Origin of the sequence: Actinomycetospora sp., from assembly GCF_036497585.1 — a bacterium.
GTDB lineage: Bacteria > Actinomycetota > Actinomycetes > Mycobacteriales > Pseudonocardiaceae > Actinomycetospora.
This window is the reverse complement of record NZ_DASXJD010000199.1, coordinates 16816-33895: the sequence shown is the minus strand read 5'-3', so window position 1 is coordinate 33895 and position 17080 is coordinate 16816. Positions and strand designations below refer to the sequence as shown.

Here is a 17080-nt window from a genome sequence, read left to right as displayed (position 1 = left end):
CTATAGCCTCGGAAAGTGCTCACACGCGCGAAGCGCACCTATACCGGCAACCGGCGGAAGACCGGGCGCGGGATGTGGCGCAGCACCGTCATCACGGCGCGCAGCGGGGCCGGCGCCCAGACCAGCTCCCGGCCCTTGGTCACCGCGTCCACCGCGATCTCGGCGACCTTCTCCGGTGTCGTCGAGAGCGGCGCGGCGTCCATGCCCGTCGTCATCTTCGTGTGCACGAAGCCCGGACGGACGATCGTCACGCCGATCCCGTCGGGGCGCAGCGCTTCGGTGAGGCCGGTGTAGAAGGCGTCCATCCCGGCCTTCGTCGAGCCGTAGACGAAGTTCGAGCGCCGCGCCCGCTCCCCGGCGACCGACGACAGCGCCAGGATGCGCCCGTGGCCCTGGCGGCGGAACTCCGTCGCGAGCGCCACGCCCACCGACACCGCGGCCACGTAGTTCACCTCGGCGAGCTCCACCGCGACGTCGATGTCCTGCCAGGCGGTCTCCTGGTCGCCGAGCAGACCGAACGCGACCACGGCCACGTCGATGTCCCCGCCCGCGAACGCCTTGCGGACCACCTCGGTGTGCACCGCGGCATCCTTGGCGTCGAACTCGAGGGTCTCGACGTGCCCGCCGGCGCGGGAGAGCCGTGCGGCCGCGTCGGCGAGGCGGGTCGACTGGCGCCCGGCCAGCACGATGCGGACGGGGCCGCCCTCGAGGTAGCGCTCGGCGATGGCCAGGCCGATCTCGGAGGCGCCCCCGAGCAGGAGCAGCGAGGACGGGTGGCCGACGGCGTCGATCATGGTGTTCCTGTCATCCGGTGTCAGGCTTGGCGGGAAGCCGCAGGTCAGGGCGGCGTCAGGACGTCAGCGCGAGGCGGCGGCCCATGTCGGAGGCGAACACGCCCTCCGGGTCCACGGCGTCGCGGATCTTGCGCCATTCGTCGAGCCGCGGGTACATCGCCGCGAACGTCTCGGCGTCGGTCCGCGAGTCCTTCGCCGTGTAGAGCCGCCCGCCCATCGCGAGCACGCGCTCGTCGAGCTCGCGGCAGAAGCGGCCGAGGCCGTCGACGATCGGGAAGTCGACGCAGATGTTCCAGCCCGGCATCGGGAACGACAGCGGGGCGCGGTTCCCCTCGCCGAACTTCTTGAAGACGTTGAGGAACGACACGTGCCCGGACGCCGCGATGTCCGCGATGATCGACCGGAACTCCGCCTCGGCGGCCAGTGGGACGATGAACTGGTACTGCAGGAACCCCTTCGAGCCGTAAGCCCGGTTCCAGTCCCCGAAGAGATCCAGCGGGTGGTAGAAGGCCGTGAGGTTCTGGATCTGGCCCCGCTTGTTCTTCGTCTTGCGGTAGTACAGCTCGCCGATCGCCGAGAACGTCAGCTTGTTGGCCAGCCCGTTCGGGAAGACGTCGGGCAGGTCGAGCAGCGTCGGGGCGTCGAACTTCAACGGGTCGCGGCGCAGCTTCTCGGGCAGCTCGTCGAGCCGCGCGAGCGACCCGCGCCCCAGCGCCGCGCGGCCCAGCTTCGGGCCGGTCGAGATGGAGTCGAACCAGGCCGAGGAGTAGTCGTAGGCCTCGTCGGACCCGTCGGAGAAGCGCTCGATGGTCTCGTCGAGGTTCGCGGTGCGCTCGGTGTCCGCGACGAAGTAGGCGGTCTCGGTCTTCGTCATGCGGATGCGCGCCCGCAGGATGATGCCGGTCAGCCCGATACCGCCCACCGTCGCCCAGAACAGCTCCGACTCCGGACCGTCCGGCTCGAGCCGGCGGACCTCCCCGGACGCCGTCAGCAGGTCCATCGAGGCCACGTGGTCGCCGAAGCTGCCCGCGCTGTGGTGGTTCTTGCCGTGGATGTCGTTGGCGATGGCGCCGCCGATGGTGACCTGACGGGTCCCCGGCAGCACCGGCACCCACAGGCCGAAGGGCAGCGCGATCCGCATGAGCCGGTCGAGCGAGACGCCGGCGTCGAGGTCGACCAGGCCCGTCTCGGCGTCGATCGCGTGGACGCGGTCCCGGGAGGTCATGTCGACGACGAGGCCGCCGGCGTTCTGGGCGGTGTCGCCGTAGGAGCGGCCGAGGCCGCGGGCGATCACGCCGCGCGCACCCGCGGAGGTGAGCGCCTCGGCGAGTCTCTCGTCCGAGGTCACCTCGTCGCCGGACAGCACGGTGGCCCGGCTCGGGGCGGTCCGCGCCCAGCCGACCAGGGTCTCCACGGAACGAGGCATCGGATCGAGGCTAGCGCGCGACCCCCGGGCGGCCCGCCGCGGCCTCACGCCTAGGACTGCCCGATCGACAGCGGGCCCGGCGTCGTGAGCCCGGACTGCCCGACGTCGCGGCGGGTCACCGTCGGCGCGACCAGCGGGCTCGTCGGGACCCAGCGCTCCAGGCTCGCGATGTCGGTGAGCGGCAGCCCCGGCAGGTAGACCGGGTAGCGGACCTGCGTGACGAGCGCCCGCGCCGTCGTCCACGGCCCGCCCTGGGAGGCGGTGTAGCTGATGTAGCCCGACTGCGCCTCGCTGCGCGCGTCGGTCGAGATCCGCCAGCCCGGGAGCGCGGCGACGCCGTCGCGCAGCGGGGGAAACGGCGTGCAGGGGAAGAGGAACGCGCCGGGCCAGTCGTCGGCGGCGGGCACCCCGGGCGGCAGGACCTCGGAGAACGGGACGGTGACGGGCAGGCGCGGCACCGTGAAGCCCTGCGTGGCCGGCGTGTCCGCGGAGCTGACGAGCCGGATCGCGGTGTGCGTCGTCGCGAGTGCCGGGTCGAGGCGCAGGTCGCGGGCGCGGGGAGCGTCGACCGACGCCGACGTCGAGAACTGCGTCGCGTCCTCGTCGAGCGGGACCCGGACGACGTCGGTGACGGTGCCGTCGGGGCCGCGGGTGCCGAGCTCGGCGACGACGTCGCCGTGAGCCACCGGCCCGGTGAGCGTCACGACGATCGGGGTGTCCGGGCGGGCGGCGCGGGTCAGCGGCAGCCCGAACCAGCCGGTGGTGACGCCGGGTCCGCGCCAGCCGGGCAGCGGGACGCCGGACATCGACGCGGTCCCGGGGAGCGGCGCGGGCCCGGGGCCGGCGGCGGCCAGGAGCCCGGCGGCGGGGTCGGCCTCGACGCGCAGCCGGTCGGCGAGCCCGCAGGAACGCCCGTGCAGCGAGGCCACCGAGTCCGCGGCGAGCGTGTAGGAGTCGCGGCGCTGGACGGCGGTCCGCGCGAACGAGAGCACCTCGATCGCGACGACGAGCACGACGACGGCGAGCGCGAGGGCGGGGGCCAGCCCGAGCAGCCGTGGGTTCGTGGCAGCGAAGCGTCGTGGCTGGCGTCCAGCGGCAGGAACGCCGCTCTCCCGACCCAGCGTCCGCCGGATCGCGACGACCGCACACGCCACCGCGAGCACGACGCCGAGCACCAGCACCGCGTCGGCGAACCGGATCCCGCCGAGCTGCGGTGAGATCGTCGACCACGTGATCGCGTAGCTGGAGATCCAGTGCCACTGGTTGAACCCGGCGAGGGTCAGCCCCGACGCCCCGGCCGCCAGCGCCACCGCCCAGGCGGCCCGCCGCGGCGCCTGCTCGGCGTCGGCGGGCGCCCGCAGCCACGCGTCGAGCGCCAGCAGCGTCGTCGCCGTCCCCAGCACCGCGAACGCGCCGAAGTGGTGGGTCCACTTCGTCGGCGTGAACGCCAGCATCACCAGCGAGAGCAGGGTGGTGACGACGACGCGGTGGGCGCGCGGCGAGCGCGGCACGTTCCGGACGAACGCCAGCGCACCGAGCGCGAGCGCCAGCAGCAGCACCGGTGCGCGGCGCCCCAGGTTGCCCTCGGCGTCGCCGACGGTGAGCAGCGAGGTGTAGCGCACGTACTCGTCGGTCCAGGGCCGGTCGCCGCCGATCAGGGTGCGGATGCCGACGGAGTCGAGCACCGAGGCCCAGGTCTGGTCGGCGTAGACGAGGACGAGCGTCAGGCCCAGGGCGGCGATCCCGACGACGACGAACGTGGCGACGCCGAGGGGGTCCGCGCGCACCAGGCGGACAAGCGGGACGACCGCGGCCAGCAACGGGGCGAACGCCATGAGCCCGGTCGGGGTGACGGCGAGGGTGATCCCGGCGATCTGCAGCGCCACGACCAGCGGGGTCACCGAGCGCCGCTCGACCGCCCGCTCGGTGAGCACGAGCACCGCCGTCGACCCGACGAGCACCCACGGCTCCGGGCGGACCCCGAGGTCGTAGGGCAGCCACCAGGCGAGGTAGACGATCCCGGCGAGCCAGGGCGTCAGCCGGGGCAGCCGCTCCAGGCCGAGCTTCGGCAGGACCGCCCGGGAGAGCAGGAACCAGCCGACGATCGCGAGCGCCGTCGCGGGCAGGCGCAGCCAGAAGGGGGCGGGGTCCGCGCGGGCGATGAGCGCGAGGACGTCGTAGAACCAGCCGAACGGCGTCTCCGGGGAGTCCAGCCAGCGGAAGACGGTACCGACCTGCCCGTCCTGGAACCGCGCCCGCACGATCCCGGCGATGTATCCGTCGTCGACCGTCAGTGGGCCGATGACCTGCCACAGCAGCAGGCCGAGCACGACGCCGACGTCGACGAGCCAGGAGCGTCGATGAGTGAGCGGCGCCGTCCTGGCGTCAGGTGCCAGCATCGTGCCGTTGCTGGCCGACACGGCAGCCCGACGGCGACGACGCCGCGCCAGCACCACCACCGCACCCAGCGCCACCGCGAACGCCACCACGGCCAGCACGCCCAGCGCGATCTTCAGGCCGCTCGCGGCGGTCTGGAACCGGGTGTCGGCCACCACCGTCAGCGACACCCCGGCCGACGTCGGCGCCCCCGTGAACGCCCCCGCCACCGCCGGACGGACGTCGCCGGCCAGCGACACCACCGGCCGCGAGGACCCCGGCGCGTCCAGCGTCACCGTCGTCGAGGAGATCCCGCTGACCAGCCGCACCGTGCACGGGCCGGCGGGCAGCGTCACCGGCGCCACGTCCCGGCCCCCGACCGTGACCGACACCGCCCCGCCGGCACCCGCCGTCATCACGAGGCCCTGCAGCGGCTCGGCCAGCGGGTCGGGTCGCGGCGGCGTCGTCGAGAGCAGCACCGTCCCCGGCGGGGCGGCCCGCGCCGCATCGCAGGTGACCGACGCCGTCGTCGTCACCGGCTGGTAGGGCAGCATCGGGATCGCGGCGGGCATCGGCGACGAGGAGCCCGGCGCCGGCCACGAGTACGTGACGTCGGGCCGGGTCACCGGCGCGAACGGGAACGCCAGCGACGCGAGCACCGAGACCAGCCCGGCGAGCAGGGCGGTGAGTCCCAGCCACCGGCCCGGGAACGCCCTACCCGAGGTACTCACGCCCTGAGTAGGCCTCGGTCGCGAGCGTCGGGAACCGGGTCAGCCCCCCGCGCTCGACGCGATTGACGGTCAGGTCGTAGCCGTCGACGGGGTGGTCGTACACGACCCGGTCGACGTTGCCCCACTGCAGCGTCGGCGGCCCGCCCGGGGAGACCCCGGAGAACACCCGCACGGTCGCCCAGGTCCGCTCGGACTGGACCATCGTGCCGCCCCACGACTCGTAGGTCGGGTTGGTGAGGATGAAGTCCGGCGTGTTCTCCGCCGCCGAGAGCCGCACCCGCGGGGTCGGCGCGATCCCGTGCCGCACCGCGACCTGGTCGACGCACGGCCACAGCACCGCGGAGAGCTGGTCGGCGAAGACCGGCACCGGCGAGGACGAGTCCGGCCCGACGAGGGTCTGCACCGGCTGCATCGCCGCCAGGTGGGGCGGGGCGACGGCGAGCGCGGTGTCCGGCCCGCCGACGCGGTCCTCGGCGACGACGCGCACCGAGCTCGGCCGGTCGGCCGGCAGGAGCACCGGCACCTCCTGCCACTGGCGCGAGGTCAGCCCGGAGGCGGGGTTCACGGTGGTCGCGACGGTGCGGGTCGGCGCGGCCGGCGGCCCGTACCCGAACTCGAGGACGACGCGCTGCTTGTCGGGGTCGTTGCCCGCGACCGGCACGACGACGTTCGTGGCCGGTGTCCCCTCGCCCGCGACGGCGGCCGGCACCGGGTACCAGCCGGTGGTCAGCGTGCCCAGGCCGGTGCCGCCGGTGGTGGCGGGATCGGTGCTGCCGGAGGTGGCGGGATCGGTGACCGCGTCGTGCCACATCGTCGGGCCCGCCCCCGAGGGCGCCGGGCCGGGCGGGGGGACCGGGGCGGGGTCGAGCGGGCCGTTGCCCGGCGCGGTGAGTGCGAAGTCGCCGGTCCGGGTCTCGGGGGTCAGCGGGGCGCCGAGGTCGCGCGGGGAGTCGGCCATGACCGTGACCGAGTTCTCGAGCTGGCACGGCTTCCCGGCGAGCGCCTGCACCTGCGCGCCCGCGACGGACCAGCCGGGCGCCTGGACGATCGGCGCGTAGGCCATCACCGCGATCATCAGCAGCGCCAGCATCACCACCGAGGGCACGAGCACCGCCCGGTCCGGGGTCACGCCGAAGGTGCTGCGGTGGTGGCGACGGCGCCACCACACGAACAGCCCGGCCAGTACGGCGAGCCCCACCCACCACCAGAACTGGCGCAGGTAGAGCGAGTTCGTGATGTGCGGGGCGAGCTGTTCCAGGTCGAGCATCGACAGGTCGGGGTCGAGGTGCTTGCCGAAGGGCTGGCCCCGGTCGGAGTAGGGCTTCCAGGTGTTCGGGCCGGCGAAGCCGAGGACGGTCGCGCCGGTCAGCAGCGCCACGCTCGCGCCGGTGACGAGCGCGCCGGGCCGCCGCGGCAGCGGGGTCTGCAGCATCGCCAGCGTCAGCAGCACCGTCCCGGGCGCGGCGATCGCGCCGAAGTGGTTCACCCACTTCGTCGGGCCGAGCGCGAGCAGGCCGAGCGCGACCGCCGTCGTCACCGCGATGGACAGCGTGTACGCCCGGATCGGGCCGCCGATCGGCCCGCGGCGCCCGGAGCCGATCGACACGACGACGAGCAGCACCACGGTGAGCAGGACCGGCAGCCGCCGGCCCCACGTCCCAGTCTCGATGAGGGTCTTGTAGTGCTCCCACTCCTCGTACCAGGGGAAGGTCACGTAGTACCAGGAGTGCACGTCGGTGGCCTCGAGGACATCGCCCAGCGTCGCGTCGCCGAACCCGATCGGGATGGCGATCGTGCCGGCCGCGACCACCGCGCCGACGACGCCGAGGCGGGTCCGCCAGCTCGCCGTCCGGAGCCACCGGGAGAGCCACGGCAGGACGACGACGACGGGTGCCGCGGACACCAGTCCCGACGGCGAGATCGTCACCGAGAGCGCCGCGATCGCGGTCGCCGGGATGAGCGGCCCGATGACCTCGCGGTGGCGCGCGACCTCGCAGAGCAGCAGGACGGCGGCGCACAGCGGGATGATGAACACCTCGGGGCGCAGCGCCATCCCGTAGGGCAGGAACCACGCCAGGTGGGCGCCCAGCAGCGTCCACGGGACCCAGGCCCGGCGCTCGATGCGCCCGAGCGCCGTCGCGAGCAGCGCCCGCAGCAGGAACCAGGTGAGCAGGCCCAGCAGCAGCGGGAGGATCCGCATCCAGAGCAGGCCCCACCCGGGCATGCCGAGTGCGTTCCCGAGGTGCCCCCAGATCGCCATGAGGTACTGGCTGCCGACGAACGGGTTCTCCGTCGTGTCGAACATGTAGATCTGGTTGCCGATGTAGCCCGTCGGGGAGGCGTTGCGGGCCATCAGCAGGTACCACGAGTCGTCGTTCTGCAGCGGCGAGAGCACGACCCAGACGGCGCTCACGACGACGACCGCGGCGTCGGCCCAGCTGAACCGGGGCCGGGTGAACCCCAGGCGGCCGGGGCCGCCCCACCAGCGACGCCAGGCGAGCACGAGGGTCGCGGCCAGCGCGATCGCGTGCAGGATCAGCAGCGTCAGCTTGAGCACGCTCGGGACCGAGGAGTAGCGGTCGTCGGGGTGGATCGTGGCCGACAGCCCCGGGGTGCCGGGCGCGTCCGTGGCGAGCTCGGCGACCTGCGGCGCCTGCCCGGGGCCGGAGTGGAGGACCTGGCCGTCGCGGGTGAGCGTGGTCGACGTGCCGTCGGCGACGACGCGGTAGGTACAGGGCGTCAGCGGCAGGACCTCGTCGACGAGGGTGGCGCCGTCGCTGGTGACCGTGACCCGGCCGCCCGAGCTCGACACCGTCAGGCCCCGCCCCGGGGTGCCGGCCGAGGCCGGCTCCGTGCGCAGCGCGTCGCCGCCGCCGCGCAGGGCCTGGCAGGGGACGTCCACGGTGATCGACAGCGGGCGGTAGGGCGTGAGCGGGATCGCGGTCGACGTCGCCGGCTGGCCGGCCTTCGGCCAGGAGACGACGGGGTTGTCCGCTGAAACCGGCGCGAACGGGATCGCGACGCCGAGCAGCACGGTGAGCGCCGCGAGGGCGGCGAGGAACCAGCCGGAGCGGACGTGCCACCGGCTCGGCGTCCGGGGCTCGCCCGGTTCGGAAGGACCCTCCGCGACGCGCGCGGGGGTGTCCTCGACGACGGCCATGGTCGGGAACGGTAGCGACGCCGGGGTCTGCGACCGGTGGGGGGCGTGGCCGGGTGGGGACGCCGCGGCCCGGGCTCGTACCCTCGATGAGCGTGAGCGTCGAGGAGAGCACGCCGGAGTCCGGCCCCGACGAGGCGGCCGCCGTCTCGGCCAGCCCGGCGGGACCGGCCGCCGCCCCCGCGGCCGCCCCCGACCGGCTGGGCCTGAAGGCGCAGCTCGTGCGGTTCGTGGCGATCGGCGCGGTCGCGGCCGTGGTGGACCTCGGCGTCTACCAGCTGTTGCTGCACTTCGGGACGTGGGCGCCGCTGGCCAAGGGGATCTCGTTCATCCTCGGCACGACGACCGCCTACGTGCTCAACCGCCGCTACACCTTCGCGGCGTCGAAGGGTGGCAGCGGCAAGTTCCTCGGGTTCGTGCTGCTCTACGGCTCCACGTTCGCGGCGAACGTCGCGGTCGCGTCGCTGGTGCTCCACCTCATGGGCGCCCCGAGCGTCGGCACCCCGCCGATCCCGGGCGTCGTCTCCTGGTTCGTCGCCCAGGCGGTCGCCACGTCGATCAACTTCGTCGTGATGCGGACGGTCATCTTCAGGAGCTGACGCACGTGAGTACTTGTGGTCGCTATAGCCACCACAAGTACTCACGAGCACTTCGTGCACCTGGTCATCTCGCCGGTCCACCCGAGCTGCCTCATCCGCTCGCATACCATCTCCGCCGTGCGGCAGGGCGCGCCCTGGACCTCTTCCGGGCCGAACACCAGACGTGCCCGCCCCTCGAGCTCGGCGGCGTTGTCGCGCTGTCGGTCGGCGTGGGCGGTCCTGCGGTTGGCGTGGTACCGCCAGCCGTCCAGGCGCACGGTGAGGGTGCCGAGCGGCAGGACGTACTCGATGTCCTCGAGCCGCCGCCGACCCTCGACGACCCTGGCGACCTGTCGGACCCCGGCGGGAATCCGGTGGGCGAGCTCGACGTCGTTCGCATAGCCGGCTTCCAGGACCGATTCCACGCCTTCGGCGAGCATCTTCGCGGCGGCGAGGAGTGCCTTGACGTACCGCCGCGGTCGGCGGAGCTCGAGCGCCTCGACGATCTTCCCTCCGTCCACTCGACCCGCGGCGGCGCCCGCCGTCAGGACCCGCATGCCCTCCTTCGCGTTCGGCGCCGCGACCGCGAGGTCGATCAGGGTCTGCACCTTGGTCGTCACCGGTGGGTCGCACGCCGCGAGCGCGATGTGCGCGAACGCCCGGCTGCGGTGCACGACGATCCCCGGGCACCCTCGGGCGGAGGAGGTGTAGGAAACCGTCACGTGGATCGGCAGGGAGTCGTCACCGCCGGGTAGGCCCAGGACGGCGGCGGCGCTCTGGTGGCTGAGCAGAGCCGGGCCGCGGATGAACAGCAACGCCGCTCGCCGCCACATCGCCGGCGTCGGCTCTCCCGAGACCACCGCGAACACCCCGCGGAAGAGCGGTATCCAGCGACCCGCGGCGATGTTCGCCCGGATGATGGCGTCGGTCAGACCCTGGATGAGCGCCTGCACCCGCGTCGCCACGTCGTTCTGCTCGAGGCGCAGCCTGAGCCATGCTTCGGGATCCTCCATGCCCCTTGGAGGCCGCGAGCGGTGGTGCGGTTCCCGCAGGTGAGTACTTGTGGTGGCTATAGCCACCACAAGTACTCACGAGACTTCGTCACCTCTCAGGCGACGGAATCCCCGGCGGCGGATCCCCGATCTCGCCGTCCCCGTGCAGGCCCCACACCGTCTTCTCGCCGCGCACCACGTCCGGCGCCGCGGTGTTCGGCGCGTACGGCTCGAGGCGCTCGATGCGGCCCCAGTCCAGGTTCGACTCGCCCTGCAGGTAGGACGGCACGTCCTGCTGCTTCTCCAGCACCTCGATCCAGCCCATCGGCCCGCCCGCGGAGGGCTGCGACCACGTCTCGCCGCCGATCCGGAACTGCGAGGCGTCCGCGATGAGCCGGTAGGTCGGCACCTCGGCGATCCCGTCCCGCACGTCGAACGGCTTGAGGCAGGGCGAGGCGAACTGCACCGGCCACTCGAGGTAGCCCGGCTGCTGCCCGACGGCCTGCGTGAACGGCACGAGCTTCGGCCCGCGCATCGGCGCCAGGGCCATCCAACCGTCGACCCCGATCGCGCGGTCCTGGGCGATCAGTCGGACCTCGTCGGCCTGCGCTCCCTTGCCGCCCGCCAGGTTGACCTTGATCTCCCGCCACGGCGGCTCGCCGCCCGCGCCGTCGTCGACCGGGTCCTGGCCCGTGATCTGGATGCGGCCGTCGGGCAGGTGCCTGGCGTACTGCAGGTACAGGCTGTTCCCGCCGTTGAGCCGCCCGGCGACGGTGATGACGAGTGGGGTCTGCCCGGAGCGCAGCGAGGAGTCCACCGACTGCCACTGGGTGCGCAGTACGCCGGTGCCTCGCCCGTCCTTGTCGAAGGTGCCGAGCGTCTGGCCGGCGAGGTCGTTGCGCAGCGTGTACTCGTACCCGGACAGGCCGGTGCCGCCGCCGGTCGGCGGGGTGCCGTCCTGGGCGTGGAAGCCCTGGTCGACCGGGTTCGGGTCGACCAGCTGGGCCTGCGGGCTCGACGCCTGGACGGTGTTCGGCGGCAGCGGGGCGGGCTGCTGGCCCGGCGCCACCGGGGTCTGCGGGGCGATCGTCGGCAGCACGTTCGGGGCCGAGGGCGCGACGCCGGTGGGCGGCGGCGCGATCGGCAGGATCCCGGCCGCGGGGCTGCCCTCGACGCGGACCTGGTCGGCCAGGCCGCACGAGGTCGAGAACGGGTGGCGCAGCACGTCGGCGCCGAGGGTGAAGCTGTCCCACTGCTTGTCGATGCTCTTGCCCATCGAGGCCATCTCGAAGAGCACCAACAGCCCGCAGATCACGGCGATGGGCGCGGACCCGACCCGTAGCGCGCGGGCGCGGCGCTCGACGGCGGTGGCCGAGCGCGTGCCGCGCAGCCGCTTGGCCCGGGAGAGCACCGGGGCCACCAGTCGTCCGAGACGGCCCGACGGCTGCCAGCCCGACGACGGCGCGCGTTCCTCCGGGATGCCGCGGATGTGCTCGATCGCCGCGACGATCAGGCAGACCGCCGCCACGGCGAGCAGCAGCGTCGAGGCCTGGTGGTGGTCGTAGGAGGGCGACTTGTCGTTCCAGGGCACGCCCCAGTTGCTCGTGTACCACCACGTGTTCGGCCCGGTGAACGCCAGCGCGAGCGTCGCGAACACCGCGGCGAGGAACAGCGAGCGGTTGCGCCGCGAGCGCAGCACGTCCGACGACGTCGCCAGCGCGGTGAGCGCCGCCATGCCCGACCCGAGGGCGGCGAACGCCCCGAAGTGGTGGGTCCACTTGGTCGGGGTGAGCGCGAGGACGACGAAGCCGAGCAGCGTCGTCCCGATGAGCCGCTGGGACGGGCCGAGCGCCGCACCGCGGATGCGGTCGCGGCGCAGCAGCACGACCAGGCACACGACCAGCCCGAGGATCAGCAGCAGCACCGGCGCCCGGCGCTCCAGCGAGCCGTCCGCCATGACCGAGAACAGCGACTCGTACCGGACGACCTCCTGGTACCAGGTGTAGTTCGGCCCGATGAGGAACCGGACGCGGTTGGCCTCCATCACCGCGGCGAAGGTCTGGTCGGCGAAGATCGCGACGAGCACGATCAGCCCGGCCGCCAGGACCGGGGCGAGCACGGGCAGCCAGCCCAGCCGGCGGACCCGCTCCTGGACGAGCCGGAACAGCGGCCGGGCCGCGGCCAGGAACGGCGCCACCGCCATGAGGCCCGTCGGGGTCGCCGCCAGCGCGAACGCCGCCGCCACGAGCCCGAGCGCGATCGGGGCCAGCCGCCGGGTGGCGACCGCCCGCTCCACCGCGCAGAACGCCAGGAGCGCCGAGATGACGGCCACCGGCTCCGGGCGCAGCCCGTTGTTGAAGGGCAGCCAGAACATCAGGAACACCATCGCGGCGGCCCAGCCGGCGGCCTTCGAGCGGCGCACCGCGACGCCGAGCCGCGGCAGCATCTCCCGCGAGATCAGCAGCCAGGACACGACGCCCATGAACACCGAGGGCACGCGCATCCACAGCACGTTGTCGCTGACCTGGACCCAGACCGAGTAGAGCTCGTAGAACCAGCCGAACGGCGCCTCGGGGACGTTGAACCACCGGTAGTAGTTGCCGATGTAGCCGGCGCTCTCGCGGGCGCGCGCGATGCCGAGGATGTACCCGTCGTCGGAGGTCTGGGACCCGATCACCGCCCAGACCGCCAGCCCCGCGACCACCACGCCGTCGCGCGCGGTAGGCCGCCACCACCGCCGCGGTGCGAGCCGCGGCGCCCGTCGTCCGGCCCGCCTGTCGAGCGCGTGCAGCGCCCACACCGCCCCGAGGAAGCACAGGATGGCCAGCACCCCGGCGGCGGTCTTGAGCGCGGTCGCCGTCGTCTGGAACCGGGTGTCCGGGACGACCTGGACGCTCGTGCCCGCCGTCGGGTCCTTCGACGCGTCCAGGTCGGAGTAGATCCCGACGACCTGGGGGCGGAAGTCGCCGCCCATGACGACGTCCGCGCCGGCGCCGAGGTTGATGACCGTCTGGGAGAAGTCGGAGGTGACCGTGACGTTGCAGGGACCGGCCGGCACCGGCTCCTGCGCGGCCTGCTGGCCGCGGTCGGTGAGCGTGAGCTGGCCGTTGTCGACGTAGAGCTGGAGCCCGACCTGGGCGCCGCTCGGGGAGAGCGGCGGCGTCGTGGACAGCACCGTCGCGCGCTGCGGCGCGCGGCCGTCGAGGCTGCGCACCGCCGCGCAGGGGATCGAGGCCGACATCGTCTGCGGCCGGAACTCGACCAGCGGGGCGTCGATCGAGCGGGTCCCCGTCGTCGGGCTCGGCCACTGGATCGTCGCGGTGTCCTGCACGACCGGCAGGAACGGGAACACCAGGGCCAGGACGGTGCCCAGGCCGCCGAGGAGCACGGCGAGCCAGCGCACCCGGCGCAGGGCGCGGCGCTCGTCGGCGGGCGTCGGGTCCCCCGGGTCCCCGGGGCCGTGCGTGCCGTTGCGGCGCGGCGAGGCCTGTGTGTCCGGGTCCGCGGTGGCGGTGTTCGTCGCCGGGTTGCCTGACGTCAGCACGGGGTGCGTCCTGACATGGGGGAGATGACCTCCGAAGTCGCCTGGGAGAGCCTGCCGGGCGGGTGCACCCGCCTCACGGGCGCCGGAACCGCTCGCGTCGGCCCATCCGCACCAGTCGCAGCCACTCGCGCAGCGCCCGCACGTCCCGTCGCTCGACGAGGAAGTACCACCCGAAGCGCAGGTGCTCGATGGCGCCGAGCTTGCGCAGGCCGGGCTGGGCGAGCAGGTAGCCACGGTTGCGGTAGGTGAAGAACCGCTTGGTCGCGTCGCCCGGGTCCTGGGCGTGCAGACGGCCGCCGAGCATCGGCTTGAACTCGTCGGATCCGTCCGGGTGGACGTAGGCCGTGGTCAGGCACGTCCCGTAGGGAAGCCCCGAGCGCATGAGGCGCCGGTGCAGCTCGACCTCGTCGCCGCGCACGAACAGGCGGAGGTCCGGGACGCCCACGACGTCCAGCGTCGAGGCCCGGAACAGCGCGCCGTTGAACAGGTGCGCGATGCCGGGCATCAGCTCGCCGTCGCCGAACCCGTCGAGGTCGCGCCGCCAGCGCTTCCACGTCAGCCCCCGCCGCAGCGGGAAGGCCAGCTTGGCGGGGTTCGCCGCGTTCGCGATCACCGGCGAGACCTCGGCGAGGTCCCGCCGGCGGGCCACGTCGAGCAGCGTGGCGAGCACGTGCTCGTCGGCGGGGCGCCCGTCGTCGTCGGCCATCCACAGCCAGTCCGCGCCGTGCGCGAGCGCGGTGAGCATGCCGAGGGCGTAGCCGCCGGCGCCGCCGAGGTTGTGGCGCGACGGCAGGTACGTCGAAGGAAGGCCGCATCCCTCGACGACCTCGCGGGTCGCCTCGTCCGGGCCGTTGTCGACGACGACGAGGTGGTCCGGACGGCGGGTCTGCTTGGCCAGCACGGCGAGCCCGTCGGCGAGCAGCTCCGCCCGGTGCCGGGTGACGACGACCGCCCAGATCGCCTCGGTGTCGGGTGCGGTCACGGGGAGCCCACCGTCTCGTCCGCGGGCCCGCCCGGCGGCGGGGCGTCGGCGGCGGTGTCCGTGCGCAGGTCGAGGCGGCGGATCGTCTCGGGGGAGAGCGACTCGAACAGGTCGCGGCCCTTGTAGTGGCTGACCACCTCGCGCAGGGATCCCTGCTCGCGGATCTCGCCGGTGTCCATCCAGATCGCGGTGTCGCACAGCTCGACGAGGAACTCGTCGGAGTGCGAGGCGAACACGAGCATCCCGGAGCGGCTCACGAGGTCGCGCAGGCGGTCGCGGGCCTTCTCGAGGAACGCCGCGTCGACCGCGCCGATGCCCTCGTCGAGGATGAGGATCTCGGGGTCGATCGAGGTCACGACGCCGAGCGCGAGCCGGACCCGCATACCCGTGGAGTACGTGCGCAGCGGCATCGTGAGGTAGTCGCCGAGCTCGGTGAACTCCGCGATCTCGTCGACGCGGCTCTCCATCTGCTTGCGGGTCATGCCCAGGAAGAGCCCACGGATGAGGATGTTCTCCAGCCCGGAGATCTCGGGGTCCATCCCGACGGCGAGGTCGAACACCGGGGCGACGCGCCCCTCGATCTTCGCGCGGCCCCGCGTGGGCTCGTAGATACCGGCGAGCAGGCGCAGCAGCGTCGACTTGCCCGCGCCGTTGTGCCCGACGAGCCCGATGCGGTCGCCCTGGCGCAGCGAGAGATTCACGTCGCGCAGCGCCTCCACCACCGGGACCTTCGCGTCGGTGATGTGCCCGCCCGCCCGGCCGAGGACCGACTTCTTCAGCGACCGGTTCTTGGCGTCGAAGATCGGGAAGTCGACGGAGGCGTTCCGGACGTCGATCGAGACCATTTACGACTCTTCCATGGCTGGTTCAGCTCACACCCAGTAGGCGACGCGGGAGCGGTAGTTGCGCAGCGCGATCAGGGCCAGGGTCCAGCCGACCACGGTGATGACGCCGCAGACGGCCCAGTGCGTCCAGCTCTGCACCTGGCCGACCAGCGGCGCCCGGAAGATCTCGATGAAGTGGTAGAAGGGGTTGAGCTTCGCCAGCCACTCGACGAGGGACTTCGTGCTGCCCGGCGCCCCGCCGCGCAGCAGGTCCGTCGTCCAGATGATCGGCGTCATCGTGAAGAACAGCTGCATGAAGCTCGAGACCACCGGCGGGATGTCGCGGAAGCGGGTCGCGATGATGCCGAACAGCAGGGTCACCCACAGCCCGTTGATCACGATGAGCAGGAACGCCGGGATTGCGAGCAGCGCGCTCCAACTCAGGCCCGGGTGCACGACGCCGTTGGGGTGCACCATCTGGTACGGCCGGGTGAGCTGCGGGAAGAAGATGGCCAGCACGATGACGTAGACGACCAGGTTGTGGGCGAAGAACAGCACCTGCCGCCACACCGTGCGGAACACGTAGATCATCAACGGCGCGGGCAGGAACCGGATGAGGCCCTCGTTGGCGATGAAGGTCTCGGTCCCCTCCAGCACGCAGGCGCTGATGAAGTACCAGATCATGAAGCCGACGGTCACGTACGGCATGAAGGTGCCGATGGGCTGACCGAACAGCTGGGAGTACAGCCCGCCGAGCGCCGCCGCCGTCACGGCCATGCTGATGGTGATCCACAGCGGGCCGATCGTGGAGCGCCGGTAGCGCTGCTTGATGTCCTGCCACCCGAGGTGTCCCCAGAGCTCGCGCTGCGCGATCGCCTGGTTGATGTCGCCGAACGCCCGGCTCCACGACCGGGGCGACGGGGTGTGCAGGTCAGCGGCCCCTGCGGCGTCGTCGGGCCCCGACGGATCGTCGGCGCCACGTCGCGCTAGTGCTGGGACGGCCACGGCGGGTGAGCGTACCCGGGAGGCTCAGAGGTACTGGCCGGTCGTCCCCCCGGCGCCGGCCTCGGGGCCACCTCGTCCGGAACGTCCGGAAGCACCCGACGGGAGCCCGCGGCGCATCTGCTCGAGCTGCATCCGGGCGGCCATCTGCTGGGCCACCAGGGCGGTCTGGATGCCGTGGAAGAGGCCTTCCAGCCACCCCACGAGCTGGGCCTGCGCGATGCGCAGCTCGCCGTCGGAGGGCGTCTCCTGCTCGTCGAAGGGCGCGATGATGCGGGCGAGCTCCTCGCGCAGCTCCGGCGACAGCGCCGCCTCGAGCTCGCGCAGCGACGCCGCGTGGATCTCCTTGAGCCGGCGACGGCTGGCGTCGTCGAGCTCGGTGGCGCGGACCTCCTCGAGGAGCTGCTTGATCATGGTGCCGATCCGCATGACCTTCGCCGGTTCCTCGACCGCCGACGACGGGTCCTCGGACCCGGCCTCGTCGACCTCGCCCTCGGCGCCGGGGGAGGTCTCGCCGGCGGGGACGCGCACCGTGCCGACGGGGGTCCCGTCCGGCCCGACGATCATGACTTGGTCGCCGGACGACCCCTCGGACTGCTCGCTCATGGCCGCCATCCTGGCGGATCCGGGCCTGCTCCGTCCGGGACCACGGGGCGGTGGAGCCGCGGACCGGC

11 protein-coding genes are annotated in these 17080 nt (G+C 73.2%); 1 reads left to right on the top strand and 10 read right to left on the bottom strand.

Annotated elements, in window-relative coordinates:
- Nucleotides 1–38: 38 nt before the first annotated feature.
- The 4 genes from VGH76_RS19245 to VGH76_RS19230 are packed head-to-tail and all read right to left on the bottom strand — an operon-like array spanning nt 39 to nt 8487.
- Nucleotides 39–794 carry a decaprenylphospho-beta-D-erythro-pentofuranosid-2-ulose 2-reductase gene (locus VGH76_RS19245; protein ID WP_331558326.1) on the bottom strand — a complete coding sequence of 252 codons (756 nt, stop codon included), beginning with the start codon at nt 792–794 and terminating at the stop codon, nt 39–41.
- A gap of 55 nt (nt 795–849) precedes the next feature.
- Entirely contained in the window at nt 850–2220 is a 1371-nt protein-coding gene (locus tag VGH76_RS19240) for an FAD-binding oxidoreductase (RefSeq protein WP_331558324.1), read from the bottom strand.
- Between the two features lie 50 nt (nt 2221–2270).
- A complete protein-coding gene (locus VGH76_RS19235) occupies nt 2271–5327 on the bottom strand; it encodes an arabinosyltransferase domain-containing protein (protein WP_331558323.1) in 3057 nt (1018 codons plus the stop codon).
- Nucleotides 5311–8487 (bottom strand): arabinosyltransferase domain-containing protein, encoded by a 3177-nt coding sequence (locus VGH76_RS19230; protein ID WP_331558322.1) that lies wholly within the window; start codon nt 8485–8487, stop codon nt 5311–5313. Before VGH76_RS19230 ends, VGH76_RS19235 begins: the two co-directional genes overlap by 17 nt.
- A gap of 92 nt (nt 8488–8579) precedes the next feature.
- Between VGH76_RS19230 and VGH76_RS19225 the strand changes: the two genes are divergently transcribed.
- The gene (locus VGH76_RS19225; RefSeq protein ID WP_331558321.1) at nt 8580–9083 is read left to right on the top strand and encodes a GtrA family protein; all 504 of its coding nucleotides are present in this window, start codon (nt 8580–8582) and stop codon (nt 9081–9083) included.
- Nucleotides 9084–9124: 41 nt separating this feature from the next.
- Here VGH76_RS19225 and VGH76_RS19220 read toward each other — a convergent pair whose 3' ends face one another.
- From VGH76_RS19220 to VGH76_RS19195, 6 genes are all read right to left on the bottom strand, one after another.
- Nucleotides 9125–10075 carry a hypothetical protein gene (locus VGH76_RS19220; protein ID WP_331558320.1) on the bottom strand — a complete coding sequence of 317 codons (951 nt, stop codon included), beginning with the start codon at nt 10073–10075 and terminating at the stop codon, nt 9125–9127.
- A gap of 88 nt (nt 10076–10163) precedes the next feature.
- Entirely contained in the window at nt 10164–13598 is a 3435-nt protein-coding gene (locus VGH76_RS19215; protein WP_331558319.1) for an arabinosyltransferase domain-containing protein, read from the bottom strand.
- A gap of 73 nt (nt 13599–13671) precedes the next feature.
- The gene (locus tag VGH76_RS19210; protein ID WP_331558318.1) at nt 13672–14580 is read right to left on the bottom strand and encodes a glycosyltransferase family 2 protein; all 909 of its coding nucleotides are present in this window, start codon (nt 14578–14580) and stop codon (nt 13672–13674) included.
- Nucleotides 14577–15425 (bottom strand): ABC transporter ATP-binding protein, encoded by an 849-nt coding sequence (locus VGH76_RS19205; protein WP_331558317.1) that lies wholly within the window; start codon nt 15423–15425, stop codon nt 14577–14579. The genes VGH76_RS19210 and VGH76_RS19205 overlap by 4 nt, the downstream gene beginning before the upstream one ends.
- Before the next feature lie 27 nt (nt 15426–15452).
- Nucleotides 15453–16334 (bottom strand): ABC transporter permease, encoded by an 882-nt coding sequence (locus tag VGH76_RS19200; RefSeq protein ID WP_414637759.1) that lies wholly within the window; start codon nt 16332–16334, stop codon nt 15453–15455.
- A 99-nt stretch (nt 16335–16433) separates the two neighbouring features.
- A complete protein-coding gene (locus VGH76_RS19195) occupies nt 16434–17012 on the bottom strand; it encodes a bacterial proteasome activator family protein (RefSeq protein ID WP_331558316.1) in 579 nt (192 codons plus the stop codon).
- Nucleotides 17013–17080: the final 68 nt, after the last annotated feature.